This is a genomic window from Streptomyces sp. NPDC091371 (assembly GCF_040684275.1).
GTDB lineage: Bacteria > Actinomycetota > Actinomycetes > Streptomycetales > Streptomycetaceae > Streptomyces.
On record NZ_JBFBFP010000001.1, the window covers coordinates 366,901 to 389,969 of the forward strand.

The following is a 23,069-nucleotide window of genomic DNA, read 5'->3' on the forward strand; positions in this document are numbered from 1 at the left end:
CAGATCAGTAGCCCGTCGGACGGATCAGACCCGTCTCGTACGCGAACACCGCCGCCTGCGTCCGGTCCCGCAGACCCAGCTTCACCAGGATCCGGCCCACATGGGTCTTCACCGTCTGCTCCGCCACCGTCAGGTGCGTCGCGATCTCCGCGTTCGAGAGGCCCTGCGCGACGAGCGACAGCACCTCCGTCTCCCGCTCGGTCAGCTCGTCGATCCGCGCCCGCGACGGCGCGCGCGGCGCACCCAACCGAGAGAACTCGGTGATCAGCCGCTTCGTGATGTTCGGCGAGAGCAGCGCCTCACCGGCCGCCACCACGCGCACCGCCTCCGCGAGCTGCTCCGCCGACGCGTCCTTGAGCAGGAAGCCGGAGGCGCCGGCCCGCAGCGCCTCGTACACGTACTCGTCGAGGTCGAAGGTGGTCAGCACCAGCACCTTCACGTCGGCGCCGGGGACGCCGGTGATCACGGACGTGGCCTCGATGCCGCCCATTCCCGGCATGCGGATGTCCATCAGGACCACGTCCGGGGCCAGTTCGGCGACCTTCGCGACGGCATCGGCCCCGTCCACGGCCTGGCCGATCACTTCGATGTCCGGCTGGGCGTTGAGGAGCACGGTGAAGCCCTGACGGACCATCATCTGGTCGTCGGCGATCATCACCTTGATCGGGGTGCTCATGACTTCCTCTTCGTCTCGGGGGAGGATCCGCCGGACAGGTCCTGCGGATCCATCGGGAGTACCGCGGTCACCTCGTACCCGCCTTCGGGGCGCGGCCCGGCGGCCAGTTCGCCCCCCAGCATGCCCGCCCGCTCCCGCATCCCCAGCAGCCCGTGCCCCGCACCGTGCGACGGCGGCGCCGGCCGGCTCGGAGCGGTGTTGGCCACGCACAGGTGCAGGTCCCGCGGCCCGTAGGCGATACCGACCTCCACCCGTGAACCCGGCGCGTGGCGCAGACAGTTGCTGAGCGCCTCCTGGACGATGCGGTACGCGGTGAGCTCCACACCCGGGGTCAATGCCCGGCGCACTCCGGCGACTTCGACGGTGACATCGAGCCCGGCGCCCCGCACGTTGTCCACGAGGCCGTCCAGCTCGGCGAGGGTGGGCTGCGGGTGGTGCGGGTTCGCCGGGTCGTCCGGATGCTCGGAGCGCAGCACGCCCAGCACCCGCCGCAGCTCCGTCAGGGCCTCCAGCGCGTTCTCCCGGATGCCCGCCAGGTTCTCCTTGAGCTCCTCGGACGGATTCTCCACGAGGTGCGGGGCGACCTGGGCCTGGATGGAGATGACGGACATGTGGTGCGCGACGACGTCGTGCAGCTCGCGCGCGATCCGGCTGCGCTCCTCCAGCAGGGTGCGCCGGCTCCGCTCCTCCTCGGTCAGGGTCTCCTGCTCGACCAGCTCGCCGCGGGCCAGCCGCAGGGCGCGCAGCGCGTACCCGAGGACGCCCGTGAACCCGAAGAGGAGGGCGGCCCCGGCCACGGTGGAGGTGCTGTGCTCCGGCTTCAGCAGTATCTCCGCCAGGACGTCACAGGCCAGGGAGACGAGGACGACCGCGATCGTGACCCGGGGCGGTACCCGCAGGGCGACCAGCAGGATCACCGCGGCGAAGGCGAAGAGGCCGACGGGAGTCCAGGGCCAGGGCTGGCTCTGACCGACGTGGGCGTACATGACCCAGGCACCGGCGCCCGCCGCGAGCAGGGCGAGCCACCACCCGGCGAGCGGACGGAACATCGCGAGGGCGATGGAGACGCCGGTCGTGAGCGCCACCACCAGCGGGGGGCCGCCGGTGACGTGGTACTCGTCGCTCAGCTGCGCCGTGGTGAGGAAGCCGCACAGGACCGCGACGTAGCCGACCAGCACATGGGGCAGCCGGGCCAGCCATCGCGGCCGGGTCATCCTGGGCAGCGGATCCCACCGCAGGGTGAACAGCTCCAACGTCAGCGAGCGGGCCCGGGCACCGCCCTCGGCGCTGCCGGACTTCGGGCGGTCGGCCAGGGGCACGGGCTGCTTGATCACATGGGCTAGCCTAAACATGAGCGGCTTCCCTGCCCGCAGCACGCGGAGAGCGCTGCGTCCCGGAGGCGCGCACGGCCCCGACCGGCCTGCGGCGCGGGTGCTGTTCGTAGGTACGGAACGCGGCCCAGCACACGGTCAGCGCAGCGGCGAACACCGGCAGCCACAGCAGCCGGGCGGCTATCCAGCCCGGGGAACCGGGCACGGTGTGCAGCCCGGGCAGGTCGGCCGAGACGAGCAGCCCGAGGGCGGTGACGGCCATCATGGCGGTCTGGTGCCACAGGAAGACGGTCATGGCGGAGAGGTTCACCAGGGCCGCCTTCGCCCAGGCCGCCGGCCGCCGCATGGCCCGCGCCAGCGGCTCGCGCACCAGCAGCGCCAGACCGCACTGGGCCAGGCCGAAAGCGACAGCCGCGAGCGTCGGCGGGTTCAGGTTCGATATCGCGGCTCCGGGGACACCGACCATCGACGCCGGATAGCCGCCCCAGAGGACCAGCGCGGCAGTGGCCACCGCACCCCCGCCGAGGAGCAGGGCGGGCGTGCGGCGACCGGCGAACGCCCCGGAAGCCCAGGCGGCGCCCAGCGCGTACGGGACGAGCCAGCCCGCCGCCACATTGACCCAGCCGACCCACTCGGGCCCGCCGAACCCGAACCGCCACGCGTCGACGCCCGCCACCACGGCCAGCGGCCACACCGGGCTGAGCCGCGCCACCAGCGGCGTCACCGAGGTGAGCACCGCGAACACCAGAAGGAACCACAGAGGCGACAACACCAGCTTCAGCAGCGTCTGTACGGTGTTCAGCTCGACCCCGCCGATCAGCATCCCGGCCGACACCACGGCCCACAGGACGAGCACGGCCGCGACCGGCCGGAACAGCCTGCCCAGCCGCTGCCCCACCCACGTCCGGTACGCATCCCCGCGGGCCCGCGCCGACGCGTACCCCTTGGCGGCGACATGACCGCCGACCAGGAAGAAGACGGCCAGCGTCTGGAACACCCAGGACACCGGGGCCAGCCAGGGCATGTGCGCCAGCGGACTGGTGGTGCTCAGCCCGCCGTTGGCGGTGGTCAGAGCGGTGACGAGCCAGTGGCCGAGGACCACCCCGAGGATCGCGAAGGCACGCAGCGCGTCCACGCTCCGGTCCCGGTCGGCTGGAGTGGCCGCATCGATCCCCGCGGCCAGGACGGCCCAGCGGCTGCGGAGCTCACGCATGGGGTGCCTCCGAGGTGGTGGTGGGCGCGGCGTCGGCAGTGCCGGCACCGCCGGTACCGCCGCCCGTACCTGTGGTGCCGAGGACGATCGCGGCCAGGCTGTCGAGGGACGCGGTGCCGGGCTTGAGGTAGTCGCTGTGCCCGCCGGGACCCGCGGTGAAGGGCCTGGCTCCGAAGGCGGGGTCCACGGGATCGGGGCCGAAGCCGATCCCGCCGAGCCGGACGTGCGGGACATCGGCGATCCAGTCCCCGCCACCGCGCCCCGCCCAGACGCGAGCCCCTGTCGGCAGCTCCCCGGCCGAGTCGGCCCCCGTGCCCGGGCTGCCGAACAGCGCGATGTCGGTGACCGCCGGCCCGGTCTGCGTACGGGCGCAGACCACGGAACCGTACGAATGGCAGAGCAGCGAGATCTGCGAGCCCGGCCCGGCCGGGCGGCTCAACCGATCGAGGAAGGGGCCCAGCTCATCCGCGGCCCGGTCCGCGCGCTCGGCGGTCAGCACGGTCGTGCTGACCGTGCCGGGGGTGTCGTACCCGAGCCAGGCCACCACGGCGGAGCGCGGATGCTCGGCCTGGAGGCGCTGCTGCAGGGCGACGGCCCCGGCACGGAACCTTTGGTAGGTGTCGAGGGTCGTATCGGATCCGGGCACCAGAACGGCGACCCGGTCGGCGCTCTCCAGCTCGCCGAAGACCTCGACGGCCCGGCCCTTGCCACGGCCGTCGAAGGCGAGGAACTGGGCCGTGCCGCCCGCCTCCATGGCGCGGAGCTTGCCGGCGCGCCCGGTCCGGCCGGCCTCCTCGGCCATCCGGGCCGCCTCGGCGAGACCGGCCCGGTTGGCCGCGTACCGGCTCTGCGGGGCCGCGTCCTCGGCCATCGCCGCGGGCGGGGGAGCGGGAACGTCCGCGGAGGCGGCGGCGGAAACGGGAACTATGACGGCCGCGGCGACCAGGGCGGCCAGCAGGGTGCGACGAGCCCGACCGCCGCCGGGGCGTGCGGGCCGGGCAGTGGTGGTGGCGGTGCTGCTGCCGGCTGAGCCCGCCGTCGCCCCGCTGTTCCCCGCCGGCTCCGCTGCTCCCGCCGCCCCTGCCGTCCCCGCCGCCCGCGTCGCCATGGTGACTTCCTTCGGTCCGGAAGAGCCCTCGGCGCCCTTCTCTTGATCCGAAGTTAGAAATCGGGACCCGTCATCAGCGTCACGCTGGGGAGCGGTGTTCTCGCGTAGCTCTCAGGTATGACGAGGGCTACGGCCACGGGCCACGGGCCACGGGCCACGGGCTACGGCCACGGGCCACGGGCCACGGCCGGTTAGGGTCCAGGGGTGATCGACACTGACTGGCGCCACGACCGCATAGGCAGCGCGCACCGCGGGGAGAACCCCACCGTCATGCGCCGGCTCGACTCAGGATTCGCCGCCATCGGGGACCGGCAGTTCCTGCCCGGGTACTCGGTGCTGCTGACCGACGACCCCGCCGTGACCAGGCTCTCCGACCTGCCCCGCGCGCGCAGGATCGCGTACCTCGGCGACATGGAGCGACTCGCCGAGGCGGTCGAGCGGGCCTGCCGGCGCCTCGACCCGGCCTTCCGCCGCGTGAACATCGAGATCCTGGGCAACACCGACCCGTACCTCCACGCCCACGTCTGGCCCCGCTACGACTGGGAGCCCGCAGACCAAGTGCGGCTGCCCGTCTGGTTGTACGAGGAGGTGGAGTACTGGCGGGGCGAGCAGCACGCGCTGGCCGCCCGCCACGACCGCCTGCGGGCCGCCATCGGGGAGGAGCTGGACGCGCTGGGAGAGGCCACCGCCTAGAGCCGTGGCGCGCGGGCACGCGGGCACGGCGGTGCGCGGCAGGGAGCGGCGCGGCGCTGCGCGGAGCGGGCTGGTCAGTCCGCGACCAGCGGTTCCACGTAGCCCGCGCGCCAGCGGGGGGCGGGGTCCTGGCCGGGGCTGGTCCAGTACTCCCGCGCCCGCACGATCTCTCCGTCCCGCACCGTCCACAGGGAGACGGCCCGGTAGACGACGTGGTCCTGAGGTATCTCCACCTCGGTGACGACGAGGTTTCCGTCCGCGAGTATGCGCAGCACCTCGACGGATCTCTCGTCCACGTAGTCCTCGTCGCGGTTCACGGCGATGAAATTGGCGCGCCCCACGATGCGTTCACCGCTCACCGGCCATTCGATGACCGCGTTCTCGGCGATGAGTTCGGCCACGCCGTTCCAGTCGCGCGCCTCGATCCGCTCCCACAGTCGTGCCACAACCTTCAACGGCTCCATGTGCCGCAGTGTCCGACAGTCGCTTTATATGCAACAAGCTTTGCTTTCAGGCTTATTGACTTCGACACAATCCGGTGCGGCGGTCACGGGCCCGCCGTCGGCGCGGTGGGCGGGCGGGGGTCCTCGCCGCCGCTCAGCACCGCGTACACGGAGCCGGTGGAGAGGACGGCGACGATGGCTGCCACCGCGAGGAGCAGGGCGGTGGAGGCGGTCAGGAGGCGGCGCGGCGGTTCCGCTTCCGTGGGCGGGTACGTGGAGTACGTGGGGTACGCGGTGTAGGCGGGCGGCGTCGGGGTGCGGGGCGGGGGCGCGGTCCGGCGGTCCGGGCCGGCGTCCTCGCGGTCGAGGAGCCGTACGGCGTGCCGGCCGATCCCGGCCACCAGGGGCCGGGGGAGCCAGGGTTCTGCCGGGGCGTGCGGGTCGCGTGCGCGGGCGATGCGGGCCGGTATGTCGGCGAGCGCCGGCCGCGCGGAGGGGTCGCCGTGCAGGCAGTCCCGTACGAGGTCACGCAGTTCGGGCGGCAGGTCGTCGAGGTTCGGCTCCGGTTCCGGTTCGTTGGAGGGGAGCCGGCCGGTGGCCGCGTAGGCGAGGACGGAGCCGAGGGCGAAGGCGTCGCGGGCCGGGTCCGAGGGATCGGGCCCGGGCTTGCGCTCGTGCTCGGAGCCGAGGCGGTGGCCGATGAGGCGGGGGCCGTCGAGGGTGAGCAGGACGTTCGAGGGCGTCAGGTCGTGGTGGACGAGCCCTGCGCGGTGGACGTCTTCGAGGGCGTACGCCAGGCCGCGGGCGAGGACCCGCAGGGAACGGGCCGGCAGTGGGCCGAAGTCGTCGGCCACGACCTGGTGCAGGGTCGGTCCGGCGATGTACTCGGTGGCGAACCAGGGGGTTTCGGCCTCGGTGTCGGCGTCGACGACGGGGGCGGTGTGCGCGCCGCCGAGCCGTCGGGCGGCGGCGATGTCCTCGCGGAAGCGGTTACGGAACTCCGCGCGGGCGGCGACGTCTTGGCGGATCAGGGTGAGGGCGACGGGGTGGGCGTGGCCGGAGTGGGCGAGGTAGACCTGGCCGGTGTCCGGGGCGGGGCCGAGCCGGGACAGCAGGCGGTACGGGCCGACGCTGTACGGGTCGCACGCGTGCAGTTGCTTCATGGCCGGTGGTCCCTCCCCCTGGCGGCTCCGCAGCAGAGGACGAACGGGGGGCGCGGGAGGTTGCGTGTGGGGTCCTCCCGGTGGGGCTGGGGTGTGGCGGGGTGGGGTGGGCTGGCTGGGCGGTGTCGGGGGTTGGCGCCGGGCGCCGTTGCTGGGCTCTGCCCCGGGCCCCGCGCCTCAAACGCCGGCGGGGCTGGGGGGTGTGCCTTATGGGGTTGGCGGGGCTGGGGGGTGTCGGGGTGGGGCGGGCTGGCTGGGCGGTGTCGGGGGTTGGCGCCGGGCGCCGCTGTTGGGGCTCGGCCCCAGGCCCCGCGCCTCAAGCGCCGGCGGGGCTGGGGGTGTGCCTCAGGGGGTCGGCGGGGCTGGGGCGTGTGCCTCACGGGGTCGGCGGGCCTGGGGCGTGCGCCTCGTGGGGTCGGCGGGGCTGGAGGGGTGCCTCGCGGAGTCGGCGGGCCAAGGGGTGCGCCTTACCGGGGGGCTCAGGTGTGTGTCGGGGGCGGGGTCGGTGGGGTGTCGTGCAGGGAGTCCAGGGCTGCCGAGAGGCGTTCCAGGACCCGGACCGTTTCGGCGAGGCCCGTGTCCCCCAGTTCGGCCGCCAGGCGGGTGGCCAGCGAGGCGTGGCCCGGGTTGATGCGGGCGATGGCCGCGCGGCCGGCCTCCGTCGGGCGGAGCAGCTTCGCCCGCCGATGGGCCGGGTTCGGGGCGTACTCCGCCAGGCCCTTCGCCGCCAGCAGGTCCGCGATGCGCTGGACGCTCTGCCGGGTGATGCCCATCTCGCGGGCGATACCGGCCACCGGAAGGGGCTCGCGCAGGACCGCGCCCAGGACCTGCCACCAGGCCGCGGTCAGTCCGGCCGGGCGGGCCAGTTCCTCCGAGACGGAGAGGAACTGGCCGTTCAGCCGGAACACCCCGAGGGCGGTGCGGCTCAGCAGGTTCTGGCGGGCTCGCAGCGCCTCGGGGGAATCGGCGGGGTGCTCAGGCATCTCAGGCATCTCAGGCATCTCAGGCATCGCCCGACTCCGCCGCCGCCATCAGGACCGGGTACGCGCTCTCGTCCGAGTCGTGGAACAGCCGGTACCACGCGTCCAGCACGTCCGGCTTGTACACGCCCAGGCGGGCGAACACCTCGCGGGCGAAGGCCACCGGTTCCGTCGGGCCCGCCGTGATCAGGTCCCCGTCGGTGACCGCGTCGGCCTCGACGTAGAGCTCGGCGCCGCCGTACCCCGGCTGCGGTGCCAAGTAGACGGAGGCCGCGCTCGTGTGCGCCCGGCCGTCCAGGACGCCCGCCCGGGCGAGCCCGGCGGTCGCCCCGCAGATCGCCGCTACCGGGACCCCGGCCGCCAGGAACTTCGCCGCCTTCGCCGCGAACGGCGCCAGCTCGTCGCCGGCGTCCCACAGCGCGGCCCCGGTGAGGATCAGCAGCGAGGAGTCCTCCGGACGCAGGTCGGCCAGCGCCATGTCGGGAAGGACGCGCACGCCTCCCATGGTGGTGACCGGCCGCTCGGCGGCCGGACCGACCGTGCGGATCCGGTGGCCGCGCTGGGTCAGGTGGGCCGTGGTGTGGCCGGTCTCCCAGTCCGCGTACGTGTCGTAGACCGCGAGGTGGACCGGCTTCCCCGGAGTCTCCGTCCGGGACTCGGACTTGGACGGAGACTCGGTCTTGGTCTTGGTCTCGGCCTGGTGTGCCGTCTCGTTCATGGTCTTCGCCTCCGGTGAGATGAGAGGTGCGAGAGAGGTGCGAGAGAGGTACGAGTGCTGCGTATGACAGGATTCTGTCGTATCGACAGGGTGCTGTCAATGGAAGCGGTTCCGCGGGCGGGCGCAGACAGACTGCCGAGACCGGCCCCCCACCCCCATACAGTCCGCCGATATCGGTCCCCACCTGCGCACTTCTAGCGTGACGACATGACCCCTCACGTCGCCTCGCACACCCTTGCCGAAGTCAAGGAAGCCGACCGGAAACACGTCTTCCACTCCTGGTCCGCCCAGGCCCTGATCGATCCGCTCGCCGTCGCCGGGGCCGAGGGGTCGTACTTCTGGGACTACGACGGCAAGCGCTTCCTCGACTTCTCCTCCCAGCTGGTCAACACCAACATCGGCCACCAGCACCCCAAGGTCGTCGCCGCGGTCCAGGAGCAGGCCGCCCGGCTCTGCACCCTGGCCCCCGGCTTCGCCGTCGACGTGCGCTCCGAGGCGGCCCGCCTCATCGCCGAGCGGACCCCCGGTGACCTCGACAAGGTGTTCTTCACCAACGGCGGCGCCGAGGCCGTCGAGAACGCCGTCCGCATGGCCCGTCTGCACACCGGCCGCGCCAAGGTGCTCTCCACGTACCGCTCGTACCACGGGGCCACCGCCGCCGCGATCAACCTGACCGGCGACCCGCGCCGCTGGCCCTCCGACACGGCCGCCGCCGGCGTCGTGCACTTCTGGGGCCCGTACCTCTACCGCTCGGCCTTCCACGCCACCACCGAGGCCGAGGAGTGCGCCCGCGCCCTCGCCCACCTCGCCGACACCATCGCCTTCGAAGGCCCGGCGACCATCGCGGCGATCATCCTGGAGAGCGTGCCCGGCACCGCGGGCATCATGACCCCGCCGGCCGGCTACCTCGCGGGCGTGCGCGAGCTCTGCGACCGCCACGGCATCGTCTTCATCCTCGACGAGGTCATGTCGGGCTTCGGCCGCACCGGCAAGTGGTTCGCCGCCGACCACTGGGGCGTCACCCCCGACCTGATCACCTTCGCCAAGGGCGTGAACAGCGGCTACGTGCCGCTCGGCGGCGTGGCCATCTCGGCCGCCATCGCCGAGACCTTCGCCACCCGCCCCTACCCGGGCGGACTGACGTACTCCGGCCACCCCCTGGCCTGCGCCGCCGCCGTCGCCACGATCAACGCGATGGAGGAGGAGGGCATCGTCGAGCACGCCGCCCACCTCGGCGAGAACGTGATCGGCCCGGCGCTCGCCGAGATCGCCGAGCGCCACCCCTCGGTCGGCGAGGTCCGGGGCCTGGGCACCTTCTGGGCGCTGGAACTCGTACGGGACAAGGAGACGCGCGAGCCGCTCGTCCCGTACAACGCCGCCGGGGCGGACAACGCGCCGATGGCCGAGTTCGCGGCGGCCTGCAAGGCCTCCGGCCTGTGGCCGTTCGTCAACATGAACCGCACCCACGTCGTGCCCCCCTGCACCATCTCGGAGGCGGAGGCGAAGGAGGGCCTGGCCCTCTTGGACGAGGCGCTGACGGTCGCCGACCGGCACACCGCGTCCGCCTAGCGGGCGGCCGGTGGGCGGTGGATCCGCATATCGATCACCCACCGATCGGTTTCGGCCGTGCTGCCTGGCCTAAGGTGTCCGGAGTTCTACTACAGGAGACGGACCCTTATGCCAGGCAGCGGAGCTGTCACCCGCAACACACTTCGCCAGCAGATCGCGGACGCGCTGCGTGACGAGGTGCTCGCGGGACGCCTGCCGCCGGGGACCGAGTTCACCGTCAAGCAGATCGCCGAGCAGTACGAGGTCTCCGCGACCCCGGTCCGCGAGGCGCTGGTGGACCTCTCGGCGCAGGGGCTGCTCGAACTGGTCCAGCACCGCGGCTTCCGCGTACGGGTCTTCTCCGTGGACGACTTCCGGGGAATGATCGAGGCCCGCTCGCTGGTCGTGGACGGGATCTTCCGCCGGCTCGCCGAGCGGGGCGCCGGCCCCGGCTGCGGCGAGAAGCTGGTGTCGGTCCGCCGCCGGGCCGAGGAGGCGCAGAAGGCGGCGCGCAGCGGTTCACTCGAAGTGCTGATCGGCTACGACCTGCGCTTCTGGCGGGAACTGAGCGCGCTGGTCGGCAACGCCTACATCTCCGACTTCCTGCACCGCATCCGGGTGCAGTGCTGGGTCTTCGCCGTGCCGCACCTCCAGCGCGATCCGCGGCTGCGGGAGGCCCTGTGGGACGGGCACGCCGACCTGGTGGACGCGGTGACGCTGGGCGACGCGGAGGCGGTACGCCGCATCGTGGGCGCGTACAACCAGCACGGGCTGGACTGGGCGGCCGGGCTCTAGGGGGTGTCCGGCGGGCCGCGGCGCGCTCGCATCCGCCGAGGTTCTCCGCACCCCTTCGCGGAGGGTGTTCGGCGCATTACTCTGGCCCGATCGGCGGCAACGACTGATCGGAGCCCGCGTGGCCTGTGACCTGTGGCTGGTCCCCCTTGTCGACGTGCTGTGCCACAGCCCCGACAACCCCTTCGCGGAAGAGATCGCCTCGTACGACAAGGCGCTGGGCGAGGCCGGGCTGCCGTCCGTGCCCGTGTTCGCGTACATGCCGGGCCTGAGCGGGGACGTGGCCCCGGTCGCGGGCTTCGACTACGACGCCCTGCATTTCCTGAGGCGGGCGTACCTGCTCCAGCTGTGCGGGCTGCCGGTGACCCCGGTGGACGAGCTGGGCGGGGACTACGAGCAGCTGCTGGAGATGTTCGAGCCCACGGCGCAGCAGTCGCACCTGGTGTGGCACTACGACCACGCGGGGGCGTACGTCCCGGTGGACTTCGCGGCTCCGCTGGCCAACGAGGAGCTGCTGGCCGGGGGCGGGCCGCTGGGGTCCGCGCAGGGGCTGCTGCGGGAGCTGGTCTTCGTGGCGCCGGCGATCGGGATAGACCCGGGGAACCCGCCGGCGGCTCCGGCGCCGCCGGGGCGGCCGACGTCGTTGGAGGAGCCGGCGGGGCCGATTCCGTACGACGACAGTCCGTTCGCGCGGGAGCGGCACGTGTGGCTGGGATTGCATGCGGCGGCGACGCGCAGCCTCGGGCAGGGCTCGATGATCATCTTCAGCTGAGGCCGGGCTATCGGGCTATCGGGCTATCGGTCGTCGGGTGGGGTGCGGGGTGGGTGCGGGTTCCGCTGCGCGGAGCCGGTCCCCGCCCCGCCCTTTCTCCATCCCCCAGACTCCGTCCGGGGGGACCCCCAGCCGGGGCTCCGCCCCGGACCCCGGTCCTCGAACGCCGGACGGGCTGGAAGGGCCCCGGACGGGCCGGAAGCCCGGGCCCTCGGGGTTCAGCGCGGCTGCTCCGGGGGGCGTTGGCGGGGCATGTTCGGGCGGGTGCCCGGGGGGAGGGGGAAGCGGGCCGGGGGGATGTACGCGTCCGAGCGGGAGCCGCCCGCGCCCAGCGACTGCATCACCAGCGGCGCGGGGCCCGAGCTGAACTCCACCATCCACTCCGCGGTCTCCGAGCGCACCAGCTCCGTCACGTCCTCGGAGAAGCGCCGCAGCACCGTCAGGCAGCGCTCCGCCGCCTCGCTCGCCGTGCCCTCCGTCGGGCCGAGCACCTCGCGCACGTTCTCCGAGGCCCAGTCGAACTGGAGGGTCTGGAGGCGGCGCTGCACGGCCTGGGCCGTGGCGACGTCCCGCATCCAGCCCGAGGTCAGGCCGAAGAACCGGTCGCAGGCCAGACAGGCCGCGCCGAGCAGCAGCGCCAGGAAGCCGTACGAGGACGCGCCCGGTGCCGAGCCCGTCAGTTCCAGCAGCGGCATCGCGGCGCCCGTGATCGCCCCGGCGGCCGCGCCGATCCGCATCACCCGCGCGCCCCGGCGCTTCCACGCCCGGTCGGACAGGTACCACTCGGCGGTGCGCAGCGCGTCGGCCTCGACGCGCCGGTAGAGCTCGTCGAGCCGCTCGGCGGGCTCGCCCCAGTCCCCCAGGGGGAAGGGCCGACCGGTGAGATCGCCCGCCGCCATCGGTCCGCCGCCTTCCTCCCGGGGATCCCGGGGTGGCCCCTCGGGCTGCATCTCCGGCTGGCTCACCCGGCACTCCCTCTGCCTGCGCTGACGTGTGGTGGTGCGCGTGTGCGCAATGGTGCGCATGCCCTTCCTACCTTCGAATGACGTGCGATGGGCGCCGAATCCCGGGATTTCCGCCCACAAGGAGGTCTTCATCAGGTACGCGTGCGCCCCGTCTCTCACTCGAAAGAGTTGGTCCTCTCGGCGTAGGGCGCGGCGCCCGGGGAGCACGTAGGCTCGGATTGACCAAGCGTCCCGACGGTATGGAGTGAGTCACCTGTGATTCCCGGTAGTGGTCAGCCCAACATGCAGCAGCTGCTCCAGCAGGCCCAGAAGATGCAGCAGGACCTGGCCGCGGCCCAGGAGGAGCTGGCGCGGGCCGAGGTCGAGGGCCAGGCCGGCGGCGGTCTCGTCAGGGCGACCGTGACCGGCTCCGGTGAGCTGCGCGCCCTGGTGATCGACCCGAAGGCCGTGGACCCGGAGGACACCGAGACCCTCGCCGACCTGGTGGTGGCGGCGGTCCAGGCGGCCAACGAGAATGCGCAGGCGCTCCAGCAGCAGAAGCTGGGCCCCCTCGCCCAGGGCCTGGGCGGCGGCAGCGGCATTCCCGGCCTTCCGTTCTAGTACCGAAAACGACCGACGAACACCCCCTGAAGACGCTCCACAGAGAAAGAAGGCAGTCCGTTGTACGAAGGCGTGGTCCAGGACCTGATCGACGAACTGGGCAGGCTGCCCGGCGTCGGGCCCAAGAGCGCGCAGCGGATCGCCTTCCACATCCTGCAGGCCGAGCCCACCGACGTCCGCCGCCTCGCGCACGCGCTGCTCGAGGTCAAGGAGAAGGTCCGGTTCTGCGCGGTGTGCGGGAACGTGGCGCAGGAGGAGCGGTGCGGCATCTGCCGCGACCCGCGCCGCGACACCACGGTCATCTGTGTGGTCGAGGAGCCGAAGGACGTCGTCGCGATCGAGCGGACCCGTGAGTTCCGGGGCAAGTACCACGTCCTCGGCGGCGCGATCAGCCCGATCGAGGGCGTCGGCCCCGACGACCTGCGCATCCGCGAGCTGCTGGCGCGCCTGGCGGACGGCGAGGTGACCGAGCTGATCCTGGCCACCGACCCGAACCTGGAGGGCGAGGCGACCGCCACCTACCTCGCCCGCATGATCAAGCCCATGGGCCTGAAGGTCACCCGCCTGGCCAGCGGGCTCCCCGTCGGGGGAGATCTGGAGTACGCGGACGAGGTCACGCTCGGGCGGGCCTTTGAAGGAAGGCGACTTCTCGATGTCTGACGCAACGCTGCACGCCCAAGGTCTGGACCCGGACGACTTCGCGGCCTCGATCGCGGACCAGATCGAGTCCTTCCTCGTCGCGGTCACCGAGGTGGCGAAGGGCGAGGACCCGGACAGCGCGGTGCCCTTCCTCCTCCTGGAGGTGTCCCAGCTGCTGCTGGCCGGCGGCCGGCTGGGCGCGTACCAGGACGTGCTGCCCGAAGAGCGCTACGAGCCGGATCTCGGCCCGGAGCCGGACGTGGACGACCTGCGCGAGCGGTTCGCGATCATGCTGGAGCCGGTCGACGTCTACTCCGAGGTCTTCGACCCGTACGAGCCGCGCAAGACCCCGGTGCCGCACCGGATCTCCGACGACCTGGCCGACGTGGTCGCCGACCTGCGGCACGGGCTCATCCACCACCAGGCGGGCCGGATCACCGAGGCGCTGTGGTGGTGGCAGTTCTCGTACTTCACCAACTGGGGCCCGACGGCCTCGGCGACCCTGCGCGCCCTCCAGTCGCTGATCGCGCACGTCCGGCTGGACCAGCCCCTCGCCGCCCTGGACGGCCTGGACACGGACGAGGACCTGACCGAGGACGACCTGGCGGAGCAGGCCGGGCAGGTCATGGCCGAGGAGCTCGGCGGTCTCGGCCGAAAGTAGCTCCCGGGCGCGGGGAACCCATCCTTTGGTCCTCTCGTCTCATGATGTGGTACGAGGCGGTCGGATCCCGGTCGCTCGTTAGACTGCACCAGCAATGAGACGGACTGAGCGAGGAGCGCACGTGGGCCTTGTCGTGCAGAAGTACGGAGGCTCCTCCGTAGCCGATGCCGAAGGCATCAAGCGCGTCGCCAAGCGGATCGTGGATGCCAAGAAGAACGGCCACCAAGTGGTCGTCGTGGTGTCCGCGATGGGCGACACGACGGACGAGCTGATCGATCTCGCCGAGCAGGTATCCCCGATGCCTGCCGGGCGTGAATTCGACATGCTGCTGACCGCCGGAGAGCGGATCTCCATGGCCCTGCTGGCCATGGCGATCAAAAACCTGGGCCACGAGGCCCAGTCGTTCACCGGTAGCCAGGCAGGCGTCATCACCGACTCGGTCCACAACAAAGCGCGCATCATCGATGTCACGCCGGGCCGTATCCGCACCGCGCTCGACGAGGGCAACATCGCCATCGTCGCCGGCTTCCAGGGCGTGTCCGCGGACTCCAAGGACATCACCACCCTCGGCCGCGGCGGCTCGGACACCACCGCCGTGGCGCTCGCCGCGGCGCTGGACGCCGAGGTCTGCGAGATCTACACCGACGTCGACGGCGTCTTCACCGCGGACCCCCGCGTCGTGAAGAAGGCCAAGAAGATCGACTGGATCTCCTCCGAGGACATGCTGGAGCTCGCCGCCTCCGGTTCCAAGGTGCTGCTCCACCGCTGTGTCGAGTACGCACGCCGCTACAACATCCCGATCCACGTCCGCTCGTCCTTCTCCGGACTGCGCGGAACCTGGGTCAGCAACGAACAGCCGCAAGGGGACGAGCAGGTGGAGCACGCCATCATCTCCGGAGTCGCTCACGACGTCTCCGAAGCCAAGATCACGGTCGTCGGCGTCCCGGACAAGCCGGGCGAGGCCGCGGCGATCTTCCGCGCCATCGCGGACGCCGAGATCAACATCGACATGATCGTGCAGAACGTGTCGGCGGCCTCGACGGGCCTCACCGACATCTCCTTCACGCTCCCCAAGGCCGAGGGCCACAAGGCCATCGACGCCCTGGAGAAGGCGAAGGGCCAGATCGGCTTCGACTCCCTGCGCTACGACGACCAGATCGGCAAGATCTCCCTGGTCGGCGCCGGCATGAAGACGAACCCGGGCGTCACCGCCTCCTTCTTCCAGGCGCTGTCCGACGCGGGCGTCAACATCGAGCTGATCTCGACCTCCGAGATCCGCATCTCGGTCGTGACCCGCCAGGACGACGTCAACGCGGCCGTCGTGGCCGTCCACACGGCCTTCGGCCTCGACTCCGACAGCGACGAAGCCGTCGTCTACGGAGGCACCGGACGATGACCGCCGCCCGGTCCTCCGGCCCGGCGCTCGCCGTGGTCGGGGCGACCGGAGCGGTCGGCACAGTCCTGCTCCGGATGCTGTCCTTGCGGGCGGACGTCTGGGGCGAGATCCGCCTGATCGCCTCCGCGCGTTCGGCCGGCCGCATGCTGGCCGTCCGCGCGGAGGAGACCGAGGTGTTCGCCCTCAGTGAGGACGCCTTCGACGGCTTCGGGGTGGGCGACGTCGCCCTCTTCCTGACCCCGGCCGACATCTCGGCCCGCTGGGCCCCCGTGGTCGCCGCGCGCGGCACCGTCGTCGTGGACCAGTCCGACGCCTTCCGGGAGGATCCCGAGGTGCCGCTGGTGGTGCCCGAGATCAACGCCCACGCCGTACGGATGCGGCCGCGCGGGATCGTCGCCGCCCCGGACACCGTGACCGCCGCGATGATCGCCTCCCTCGGCGCGCTCCACGCCGAGTACGGCCTCGCCGAGCTGGCCGTCTCCACGTACCAGGCCGCGAGCGCCGCCGGCCGGGCCGGCTCCGAGACCCTGCGCCGCCAGCTGTCGCTGGTCGCGGGCACCTCCCTGGGAGAGCAGCCGGGGGACGTACGCCGTGCCGTGGGCGAGGACACCGGGCCCTTCGCGGCGCCGCTCGCCCTCAACGTCGTGCCCTGGTCCGGCGAGCTGCGCGAGGGCGGCTGGTCCTCGCACGAGTTGGCCGTACGGGCGCAGACCCGCCGGATCCTGCAGCTGGACCGGCTCCCGGTGGCGGTGACCTGCGTACAGGTGCCGGTGCTGACCGGGAATTCGCTGACGGTACGGGCCCGGTTCGAGAACACGGTGGACGCCGCGCACGCCCGGGAGATCCTGGACACGGCGCCCGGCGTGGTGCTCGTCGACGATCCGGCGGCGGGCGAGTTCCCGACCCCGGCGGACGCCGCCGGGACGGATCCTGCCTGGGTGGGGCGGGTGCGCGCCTCGCTCGACGACCGGTACTCGCTGGAGTTCTTCGTGTGCGCGGACAATCTGCGCAAGGGCGCCGCTCTGAATGCCATTCAGATTGCGGAACTGATCACAGGTGAATTTGCGTAATTCGCTTTGTAGGATCGGAGTCGGTCCCTTGATCAAGGTGATGGCCCGACTGCCGTCTCGATAGGACGGGGCAATCGGGAAGAGCGGGTACGCATGAGGGCAATAGGGATTTCGCCGGGCCGGCCGCCTCGCGCGTACAACCCTGACGGGGGGACGAGTGTCCTACAGGCGTGGCAGAGGCACTCCTCGAACCGGCGGTCCGACCGGTGCGCACCGGGATCGTCATCCCGTCGCACCGGGTTTCACCCGCTCCAGGCATCCCCGGCATGCCCGTGGGCGGGTTCCCGGTGATCGTTCCCGTCCCGCCGGCCGGGCCCTCCGAGGCGCCCGTACGGCCCGTCGTACCGACCAGGAACGGCCGCGTGCCCGCGCCGCGCGAAAGCGCTGACGCGGCGGCGAGCGGTACGGACGAGGCGAAGGAAGTGGTGGCCGGCACCACCGTCGACCACCTCACCGAGACCTACCGGGCGCACTACCGCTCGCTGCTCGGCCTCGCCGCGCTGCTCCTCGACGACACCGCCTCCTGCGAGGACGTGGTCCAGGAGGCGTTCATCCGCGTGCACTCGGCGCGGAACCGGGTGCGCGACCGGGACAAGACCCTGGCGTACCTGCGCCAGACCGTCGTGAACCTCTCGCGGTCCGCCCTGCGCCGGCGCATCCTCGGCCTCAAGCTGCTGTCGAAGCCGATGCCGGACATGGCGAGCGCCGAAGAGGGCGCGTACGACCAGCTGGAACGGGACGACCTGATCAAGGCGATGCGCGGACTCCAGCGCCGCCAGCGCGAGGTACTGGTACTGCGGTACTTCGCGGACATGACAGAGGCCCAGGTCGCCGAGACGCTGGGGATATCCCTCGGCTCGGTGAAGGCGTACGGATCGCGGGGCATTGCCGCGCTGCGGGTGGCGATGGAGGCTGCGCAGTCATGATGGACGACCACACAGTGCCGGGCGGCGCGAGCGAGGAACAGGCCCTGCGGAGCCTGCTGCACGGGGCCGTCGAGGGCCTGGAGCCCTCCGAGGGCGCGCTGGAGCGGCTGCGGTACGCGGTCCCCGCGCGCCGGGTCCTGCGACGCCAGGTCCTGATCGGCGCGGCGTCGTTCGCGCTGCTCGCCGGGACGGCGATCCCGGTGGCCATGCACATGACGGCGGGCGAGGGCGCCTCCGCCGACCACTCGACGATGGCCGGGCACGGCTCCGCCTCCGGGGACAAGCCGGGCATCAACCCCTCCGATCCGCACCAGAACGGCTCTGGCGCGACCCCGAGGTCCAGCCGCTCCAGCGGGGGCGGCCCGGTCGCCGGCGCCACCGGGCAGCCGAACGCCGCCGGCGCCTCGTCGGGCGGGGCCACGGCCGGCCCGTCGGGCGGCGCCGCCTCGGCCGGATCGGGCGCCGCGGGCGGCCTGGCGGTGGGCCCGCTGCCGCCGGTGGCCGCGGGCGGCGTGCCGGGGTGCGGGGCGGGGCAGCTGGGAGTGGTGGGCTCGGCCCGCGTCCCGGAGGCCGACGGCAAGGTGTACGGCAGCTTCAAGGTCACCAACGTCTCGCCGCGCGGGTGCGCCGTCACCGGCTCGGACACCGTGACGGCGGCCGGGGCCGCGACCTCGCAGGGCTCGGCGGTCCCGGTGGTCGGCCACACGGCGGGCGACCCGGCGAGCGGCCTGCTGCCCGACCCGTCGGCCCAGGCGCCGGTGCTGATGCTGTCGCCGAACACGGCGTACGAGGTCCGCTTCGCGTGGGTGCCGTCGGGGGAGCCCTGTGCGGAGACCACCTCGGGCGGCGGTGCGAAGCCCCCGGTCGACGGGGTCACGTCGCCGGGCGGCACGGACACGGCGGGCGAGACGCAGGCGGATGCCGCACCCCCGGCGGCCCCGGCCGGGGTCTCGGTCTCCCACACCCCGTCGACGGGCACCCCGACGACCCAGACGACCATCCCCCAGGCCTGCGGCGGCACGATCTACCGCACGGGCCCGATCCCGGTGGAAGCCCCCAAGCCGTAGCGGTCCCAGCCCCTCCGGGGACACCCCCAGCCCCGTCGGCGTTTGAGGCGCGGGGTCCGGGCGGAGCCCCGGCAGCGGCGCCGCAGCCGAGTCCGTTCGGCGGGGGCCCGCAGGCCTCAGACCTGCTCGGCCACGGGTTCCGCCGGCACCAGCCCGGCCTCGGCGTCCCGCAGCGTCTCCACCTCGCGCCGGTACAGCCGGAACCACATGAACAGCACGAAGGCGACGAAGACGAACCACTCGCCCGTGTACCCGAGGTTCTGGAAGGCCTTCAGGTCCAGCCCGGTGTTGACCGGCGCCTGCACCGGCACCGGCACCATGCCGTCCGCCGGCGTCTGCACCGTCAGCCACGCGTCGTACAGGTCGTACGGGACGATGTTGACCAGCGAGGCGGCGCCGATCACGCCCAGCTGCCCGGCCGGCAGCCCGCCCGACGCGTGCACGCCCTTGCTGCCGGAGCTCTCCGAGGCCTGCAGGGCCCCGGTGATCTCGACCCGGCCCGTCGGCGCGGCCGGCGCCTTCGCCGGGTCCGCCGCCCCGGGCAGCCAGCCCCGGACGACCGGGACGACCTTGCCGGAGTCGGTCTTCAGCAGGGTCAGCACGTAGAAGCCGGACTCGCCGCCGAGCCGCCGCTCGGGCACCAGCAGCTGCTCCGCGTACTCCCCGGAGGCGGCGGCCATCCGCCCGGAGGTCTGCGTGGACACCGGGAGCAGCGAGTCCAGCGGCGCGGCCGCCCGGTCCGCGGGCCGCTCGGCGCTCGCCTCGCGGTGGGTGTCGACGCGGTCCTCGAAGCGGCCGAGCTGCCAGGAGCCCATGAACAGGCAGAAGGGCACGGCGAGCGCGACGAAGACGTTGATCCCCCACCAGCGCGGGGTCAGGAGAAACCGGTGCACCCCACCACCGTACGGGGGGTGCACCGGTCGCCCCCTAGCGGGGCAGGTGCTTCAGCGTGAATTCCAGGTCCATCCGCACCTGCTTGATCCGCTCCTCCACCACCAGCGAGCCGTGCCCGGCGTCGTAGCGGTACACCTCGTGCACCGCCCCGCGCGCCGCCAGCCGGTCGACGTAGTTGTCGATCTGCCGGATCGGGCAGCGCGGGTCGTTGACACCGGCCGCGATGTGCACGGGGGCCTTCACCGCGTCCACGTACGTCAGCGGCGAGGAGGCCTCGAAGCGGTCGGGGACCTCCTCGGGCGTGCCCCCGAAGAGGGTGCGGTCCAGGGCCTTCAGCGCCTCCATCTCGTCGTGGTACGCCGTCACGTAGTCCGCGACCGGCACCGCGGCCAGGCCCACGGCCCAGGCGTCCGGCTGCGTGCCCAGCCCCAGCAGGGTCAGGTACCCGCCCCAGGAGCCGCCCGACAGCACGAGCCGCGCCGGGTCCGCCAGGCCGGACGAGAGCGCCCACGCGCGGACCGCCGAGATGTCCTCCAGCTCGATCAGGCCGACCCGGTGCTTGAGGGCGTCGGTCCACTCCCGGCCGTAGCCCGTCGAGCCCCGGTAGTTGACGCGGACCACCGCGAAGCCGTGGTCCAGCCAGGCCGCCGGGGTCGCCGCGAAGGCGTCGCTGTCGTGCCAGGTGGGCCCGCCGTGGATCTCGAAGACCGTCGGGAAGGGGCCCTCGCCGTGGCCGACGGGCCGCTGCACCAGCGCGTGGATCCGCCCGCCCGGGCCGTCCACCCACACGTCCTCGACCGGCAGCGAGCCGGGCGGCCGGAAGCCGGGCGGGTCCAGGACGACCCCGCCCGCGGTGGACCGTACCGCCGAGGGCTCGGCTGCCGAGGACCACAGGTACTCCACCGTCCCGTCGGGCCGCGCCGTGGCACCCGACACCGTCCCCGAAGGCGTCTCCACGCGTACGAGGTCCCGCGCGGCCAGGTCGTAGCGCCACAGCTCGCTGCGCGCCTCGAAGCCGTGCTCGACCAGCAGCGCGGAGCCGTCCGGGTACCACTCGGCGCTCACGTCGCCCGGCAGGTCGATCGCCAGCTCCTCCTCGGCGCCCGTGGCCACGTCCCAGATCATCGGCTCCCAGCGGCCGCGCCGCTGGTGGCCGACGAGCAGCCGGGTGTCGCCCGCGACCGGCGCGAAGCCGAGGACCTCCAGGCCGAGCTCCTCGGTCCCGCCCCGGGAGTCGTCCAGCTCGGCGACGGTGGACCCGTCGAGGGTGAGCACGCGCAGCGCGGAGTGCATGGCGTCGCCGTGCTCGGTGTGCTCGACGGCGATGAGCGTCCCGTCGTAGGAGAGGTCGCCGACGCCCGCGGACTCCCGGTGCCGGTAGATCACGGTGGGCGCGGTGCCGTCGGGGCGGACCACGTGGACGGTCGAGCCGTCCTCGTCGGTGGAGCGCCCCACGACCGCGGTCCCGTCCCGGCCGATGGCCAGCCCGGCGGGGTAGGAGGGTTCCAGGCCGGGGGTGGCGGGCTCGTCGGCGCCGCCCGCGAAGGGCTGGCGCACCCAGGTGCCGAACTCGTCGCCGTCGGTGTCCGAGAACCACCAGATCCACTCGCCGTCGGGGGAGAGGGTGCCGTCGGTGGTGCCGTTGGGGCGGTCGGTGGCCTGCCGCTGCGCGCCGGTGGCACGGTCCCAGGCGTAGAGCTCGAAGGTTCCGGTCGCGTTGGAAACGAAGAGCGACCGGTCCGGGGCGTCCTCCGCCCAGTCGGGCAGGCCGACGCGCGGGGCCCGGAAGCGCTTCTCCCAGTCGGGCATCTCGGGGGTGATCTCGCTGTCGCTGGTCATGCGCCCATTGTGGCCGCCGCCCGCCCCGGGATGCCGACTGCTCCATACGGGCGCACAGTGGAACGAGTACCCCAAGGAGGAACGATCATGGCGAAGAAGGCCCACACCGGCCACCACAGCCACCAGGATTCCGAGCGCGCGATCGCGAAGAACACGGCCGCGGAGGCCCGCGCCAAGTCTGCGAACAGGGACATGCAGTCGTCCGCCGCGAAGACGCGCGGCATGCAGCAGAAGGCCCAGGCCAAGCGGGGCTGAATGCATAGTCTGGCGCCATGCGGATGATCGTCCGGGGCGCCCGGCTGCTGCACACAGATGGCCTGTCCGACATCGAGGTCGGGGAGGACGGCCGCATCACGCGGGTGGTTCCGTACGACGATCAGAAGGAACCACCCGCCACGGGCGTCCTCGTCGAGGCCCACGGCTGCCTCCTGACCGCTCCCTTCGTCGAACCGCACATCCACCTCGACACCGCCCTGACCGCCGGCGAACCGCGTCCCAACGCCTCCGGCACCCTCTGGGAGGGCATCGCCTGCTGGAGCGAGCGCAAGCGGACCCTGACCCGCGAGGACGTCGTCGCGCGGGCCACCGAGGTGCTGCGCTGGCAGGCGGCGCAGGGGGTGCTGCACGTACGCACCCACTGCGACATCACCGACCCCTCGCTCACCGCCCTCGACGCGCTCCTCGAAGTGCGCGACCGGGTGCGGGACTTCATGACCCTGCAGATCGTGGCGTTCCCCCAGGAGGGCGTCGTCTCCTTCCCGGACGGCGAGGCGCTGCTGCGCGAGGCGGTCGCCCGCGGCGCGGACGTGGTCGGCGCGATCCCGCACTTCGAGGACACCCGCGAGGACGGGGTCGCCTCGCTGCACACCGCCTTCGCGCTGGCCGAGGAGCACGGCCTGCGGGTCGACGCGCACTGCGACGAGATCGACGACGAGCAGTCCCGCTTCGTGGAAGTGCTGGCCACCCTCGCCCTGCGCTCCGGCCTGCGCGAACGCGCCACGGCCTCGCACACCACGGCCATGGGCTCCTACAGCGGCGCCTACAGTTTCAAACTCCAGCGGCTGCTGGCCCGTTCGGGCATCAACCTGGTCTCCAACCCCTTCGCCAACCTCAATCTCCAGGGCCGCTTCGACGCCTACCCCAAGCGGCGCGGCCTCACCCAGGTCAAGGAGATGCTGGCGGCCGGGGTCAACGTGGCCTTCGGCCACGACGACGTCATGGACCCCTGGAACGCCCTCGGCACCGCGAACCCGCTCCAGACCGCCCTCGTCGGCCTCTACGCCGCCCAGCTCACCGGCGCCGACGAAATCCCCCTCGCCTTCTCGATGGTGACGGACCGTGCGGCCCGCGTCCTGGGCCTGTCCGAAGCGGAGTACGGCATCACGCCCGGCGCCCCCGCCTCCTTCGTGCTGCTCCCCGCCCCCTCGCCCGAGGAGGCGGTACGCCGCCAGGTCCGCCCCCGCTACGTCGTCTCCCGGGGCACCGTCCTCGCCGAGACCCCGCCGGCGCCGACCCGCCTGAACTGGCCGGGCGAGCCCCCGTCGGAGGTCGACTTCAGCCGCCGCCTACGCTGAC

The 23,069-nt window shown here is 72.8% G+C and carries 24 protein-coding genes; 13 read left to right on the forward strand and 11 right to left on the reverse strand.

Annotation, left to right across the window (positions count from 1 at the left end):
* Positions 1-4: 4 nt before the first annotated feature.
* From AB0O21_RS01850 to AB0O21_RS01865, 4 genes are read right to left on the reverse strand one after another with little or no spacing between them, the layout of a single operon-like run.
* The gene (locus tag AB0O21_RS01850; RefSeq protein WP_365164945.1) at positions 5-676 is read right to left on the reverse strand and encodes a response regulator transcription factor; all 672 of its coding nucleotides are present in this window, start codon (positions 674-676) and stop codon (positions 5-7) included.
* Positions 673-2,010: a histidine kinase gene (locus AB0O21_RS01855; protein ID WP_365164947.1), complete on the reverse strand. Its 1,338-nt coding sequence runs from the start codon at positions 2,008-2,010 to the stop codon at positions 673-675. The genes AB0O21_RS01850 and AB0O21_RS01855 overlap by 4 nt, the downstream gene beginning before the upstream one ends.
* 10 nt (positions 2,011-2,020) lie before the next feature.
* Positions 2,021-3,220, reverse strand: a complete 1,200-nt coding sequence (locus AB0O21_RS01860) for an acyltransferase (protein WP_365164950.1) — start codon at positions 3,218-3,220, stop codon at positions 2,021-2,023.
* Positions 3,213-4,091, reverse strand: a complete 879-nt coding sequence (locus tag AB0O21_RS01865; protein ID WP_365164953.1) for an alpha/beta hydrolase — start codon at positions 4,089-4,091, stop codon at positions 3,213-3,215. The genes AB0O21_RS01860 and AB0O21_RS01865 overlap by 8 nt, the downstream gene beginning before the upstream one ends.
* Before the next feature lie 444 nt (positions 4,092-4,535).
* Between AB0O21_RS01865 and AB0O21_RS01870 the strand changes: the two genes are divergently transcribed.
* Positions 4,536-5,021, forward strand: a complete 486-nt coding sequence (locus AB0O21_RS01870; protein WP_365165425.1) for a diadenosine tetraphosphate hydrolase — start codon at positions 4,536-4,538, stop codon at positions 5,019-5,021.
* A gap of 74 nt (positions 5,022-5,095) precedes the next feature.
* Here AB0O21_RS01870 and AB0O21_RS01875 read toward each other — a convergent pair whose 3' ends face one another.
* The 4 genes from AB0O21_RS01875 to AB0O21_RS01890 form a co-directional block, all read right to left on the reverse strand.
* On the reverse strand, positions 5,096-5,485 hold the full coding sequence (locus tag AB0O21_RS01875) for a nuclear transport factor 2 family protein (protein WP_365164955.1): 390 nt from the start codon (positions 5,483-5,485) through the stop codon (positions 5,096-5,098).
* 83 nt (positions 5,486-5,568) lie between these two features.
* Complete coding sequence (locus AB0O21_RS01880; RefSeq protein WP_365164957.1) at positions 5,569-6,627, reverse strand: protein kinase; 1,059 nt, start codon at positions 6,625-6,627, stop codon at positions 5,569-5,571.
* Positions 6,628-7,106: 479 nt separating this feature from the next.
* Entirely contained in the window at positions 7,107-7,610 is a 504-nt protein-coding gene (locus tag AB0O21_RS01885) for a MarR family transcriptional regulator (RefSeq protein WP_365165427.1), read from the reverse strand.
* A gap of 19 nt (positions 7,611-7,629) precedes the next feature.
* The gene (locus AB0O21_RS01890) at positions 7,630-8,325 is read right to left on the reverse strand and encodes a DJ-1/PfpI family protein (protein ID WP_365164960.1); all 696 of its coding nucleotides are present in this window, start codon (positions 8,323-8,325) and stop codon (positions 7,630-7,632) included.
* A 207-nt stretch (positions 8,326-8,532) separates the two neighbouring features.
* Here AB0O21_RS01890 and AB0O21_RS01895 point away from each other — a divergent pair, with 207 nt between their 5' ends.
* From AB0O21_RS01895 to AB0O21_RS01905, 3 genes are all read left to right on the forward strand, one after another.
* Positions 8,533-9,894 carry an aspartate aminotransferase family protein gene (locus tag AB0O21_RS01895; RefSeq protein ID WP_365164962.1) on the forward strand — a complete coding sequence of 454 codons (1,362 nt, stop codon included), beginning with the start codon at positions 8,533-8,535 and terminating at the stop codon, positions 9,892-9,894.
* Positions 9,895-10,002: 108 nt separating this feature from the next.
* Positions 10,003-10,668: a GntR family transcriptional regulator gene (locus AB0O21_RS01900; RefSeq protein ID WP_365164964.1), complete on the forward strand. Its 666-nt coding sequence runs from the start codon at positions 10,003-10,005 to the stop codon at positions 10,666-10,668.
* A 118-nt stretch (positions 10,669-10,786) separates the two neighbouring features.
* Complete coding sequence (locus tag AB0O21_RS01905) at positions 10,787-11,437, forward strand: hypothetical protein (protein WP_365164967.1); 651 nt, start codon at positions 10,787-10,789, stop codon at positions 11,435-11,437.
* A 218-nt stretch (positions 11,438-11,655) separates the two neighbouring features.
* Here AB0O21_RS01905 and AB0O21_RS01910 read toward each other — a convergent pair whose 3' ends face one another.
* On the reverse strand, positions 11,656-12,402 hold the full coding sequence (locus AB0O21_RS01910; protein WP_365164969.1) for an SLATT domain-containing protein: 747 nt from the start codon (positions 12,400-12,402) through the stop codon (positions 11,656-11,658).
* Between the two features lie 255 nt (positions 12,403-12,657).
* On the opposite strand from AB0O21_RS01910, the gene AB0O21_RS01915 reads away from it, so the two are divergent.
* The 7 genes from AB0O21_RS01915 to AB0O21_RS01945 all read left to right on the forward strand — a co-directional run bounded on the left by AB0O21_RS01915 (position 12,658) and on the right by AB0O21_RS01945 (position 18,761).
* Positions 12,658-13,002 carry a YbaB/EbfC family nucleoid-associated protein gene (locus AB0O21_RS01915; RefSeq protein ID WP_365164971.1) on the forward strand — a complete coding sequence of 115 codons (345 nt, stop codon included), beginning with the start codon at positions 12,658-12,660 and terminating at the stop codon, positions 13,000-13,002.
* Positions 13,003-13,062: 60 nt separating this feature from the next.
* Entirely contained in the window at positions 13,063-13,662 is a 600-nt protein-coding gene (gene recR, locus AB0O21_RS01920) for a recombination mediator RecR (RefSeq protein WP_365164973.1), read from the forward strand.
* Positions 13,655-14,302: a DUF5063 domain-containing protein gene (locus AB0O21_RS01925; protein WP_365164975.1), complete on the forward strand. Its 648-nt coding sequence runs from the start codon at positions 13,655-13,657 to the stop codon at positions 14,300-14,302. Before recR ends, AB0O21_RS01925 begins: the two co-directional genes overlap by 8 nt.
* A gap of 121 nt (positions 14,303-14,423) precedes the next feature.
* The gene (locus AB0O21_RS01930; protein ID WP_365164977.1) at positions 14,424-15,698 is read left to right on the forward strand and encodes an aspartate kinase; all 1,275 of its coding nucleotides are present in this window, start codon (positions 14,424-14,426) and stop codon (positions 15,696-15,698) included.
* Positions 15,695-16,768: an aspartate-semialdehyde dehydrogenase gene (locus tag AB0O21_RS01935; protein WP_365164979.1), complete on the forward strand. Its 1,074-nt coding sequence runs from the start codon at positions 15,695-15,697 to the stop codon at positions 16,766-16,768. Before AB0O21_RS01930 ends, AB0O21_RS01935 begins: the two co-directional genes overlap by 4 nt.
* 257 nt (positions 16,769-17,025) lie before the next feature.
* Positions 17,026-17,694: a SigE family RNA polymerase sigma factor gene (locus tag AB0O21_RS01940; protein ID WP_365165430.1), complete on the forward strand. Its 669-nt coding sequence runs from the start codon at positions 17,026-17,028 to the stop codon at positions 17,692-17,694.
* Entirely contained in the window at positions 17,691-18,761 is a 1,071-nt protein-coding gene (locus AB0O21_RS01945; RefSeq protein ID WP_365164981.1) for a hypothetical protein, read from the forward strand. The genes AB0O21_RS01940 and AB0O21_RS01945 overlap by 4 nt, the downstream gene beginning before the upstream one ends.
* 116 nt (positions 18,762-18,877) lie before the next feature.
* On the opposite strand, the gene AB0O21_RS01950 is transcribed toward AB0O21_RS01945, so the two are convergent.
* Both AB0O21_RS01950 and AB0O21_RS01955 read right to left on the reverse strand, forming a co-directional pair.
* A complete protein-coding gene (locus AB0O21_RS01950) occupies positions 18,878-19,654 on the reverse strand; it encodes an SURF1 family protein (protein WP_365164984.1) in 777 nt (258 codons plus the stop codon).
* A gap of 34 nt (positions 19,655-19,688) precedes the next feature.
* Entirely contained in the window at positions 19,689-21,494 is a 1,806-nt protein-coding gene (locus AB0O21_RS01955) for a prolyl oligopeptidase family serine peptidase (protein ID WP_365164986.1), read from the reverse strand.
* Between the two features lie 87 nt (positions 21,495-21,581).
* Between AB0O21_RS01955 and AB0O21_RS01960 the strand changes: the two genes are divergently transcribed.
* The gene (locus AB0O21_RS01960) at positions 21,582-21,749 is read left to right on the forward strand and encodes a hypothetical protein (RefSeq protein WP_365164988.1); all 168 of its coding nucleotides are present in this window, start codon (positions 21,582-21,584) and stop codon (positions 21,747-21,749) included.
* 17 nt (positions 21,750-21,766) lie between these two features.
* Positions 21,767-23,068 carry a cytosine deaminase gene (gene codA / locus AB0O21_RS01965; RefSeq protein WP_365164990.1) on the forward strand — a complete coding sequence of 434 codons (1,302 nt, stop codon included), beginning with the start codon at positions 21,767-21,769 and terminating at the stop codon, positions 23,066-23,068.
* Position 23,069: the final 1 nt, after the last annotated feature.

Bases quoted from the DNA above. Each gene is read 5' to 3' on its own strand.
- AB0O21_RS01850 (WP_365164945.1), bottom strand. From the start codon at position 676: ATGAGCACCCCGATCAAGGTGATGATCGCCGACGACCAGATGATGGTC.
- AB0O21_RS01860 (WP_365164950.1), bottom strand. From the start codon at position 3,220: ATGCGTGAGCTCCGCAGCCGCTGGGCCGTCCTGGCCGCGGGGATCGAT.
- AB0O21_RS01865 (WP_365164953.1), bottom strand. From the start codon at position 4,091: ATGGCCGAGGACGCGGCCCCGCAGAGCCGGTACGCGGCCAACCGGGCC.
- AB0O21_RS01875 (WP_365164955.1), bottom strand. From the start codon at position 5,485: ATGGAGCCGTTGAAGGTTGTGGCACGACTGTGGGAGCGGATCGAGGCG.
- AB0O21_RS01880 (WP_365164957.1), bottom strand. From the start codon at position 6,627: ATGAAGCAACTGCACGCGTGCGACCCGTACAGCGTCGGCCCGTACCGC.
- AB0O21_RS01885 (WP_365165427.1), bottom strand. From the start codon at position 7,610: ATGCCTGAGCACCCCGCCGATTCCCCCGAGGCGCTGCGAGCCCGCCAG.
- AB0O21_RS01890 (WP_365164960.1), bottom strand. From the start codon at position 8,325: ATGAACGAGACGGCACACCAGGCCGAGACCAAGACCAAGACCGAGTCT.
- AB0O21_RS01895 (WP_365164962.1), top strand. From the start codon at position 8,533: ATGACCCCTCACGTCGCCTCGCACACCCTTGCCGAAGTCAAGGAAGCC.
- AB0O21_RS01900 (WP_365164964.1), top strand. From the start codon at position 10,003: ATGCCAGGCAGCGGAGCTGTCACCCGCAACACACTTCGCCAGCAGATC.
- AB0O21_RS01925 (WP_365164975.1), top strand. From the start codon at position 13,655: ATGTCTGACGCAACGCTGCACGCCCAAGGTCTGGACCCGGACGACTTC.
- AB0O21_RS01935 (WP_365164979.1), top strand. From the start codon at position 15,695: ATGACCGCCGCCCGGTCCTCCGGCCCGGCGCTCGCCGTGGTCGGGGCG.
- AB0O21_RS01945 (WP_365164981.1), top strand. From the start codon at position 17,691: ATGATGGACGACCACACAGTGCCGGGCGGCGCGAGCGAGGAACAGGCC.
- AB0O21_RS01955 (WP_365164986.1), bottom strand. From the start codon at position 21,494: ATGACCAGCGACAGCGAGATCACCCCCGAGATGCCCGACTGGGAGAAG.
- AB0O21_RS01960 (WP_365164988.1), top strand. From the start codon at position 21,582: ATGGCGAAGAAGGCCCACACCGGCCACCACAGCCACCAGGATTCCGAG.
- codA (WP_365164990.1), top strand. From the start codon at position 21,767: ATGCGGATGATCGTCCGGGGCGCCCGGCTGCTGCACACAGATGGCCTG.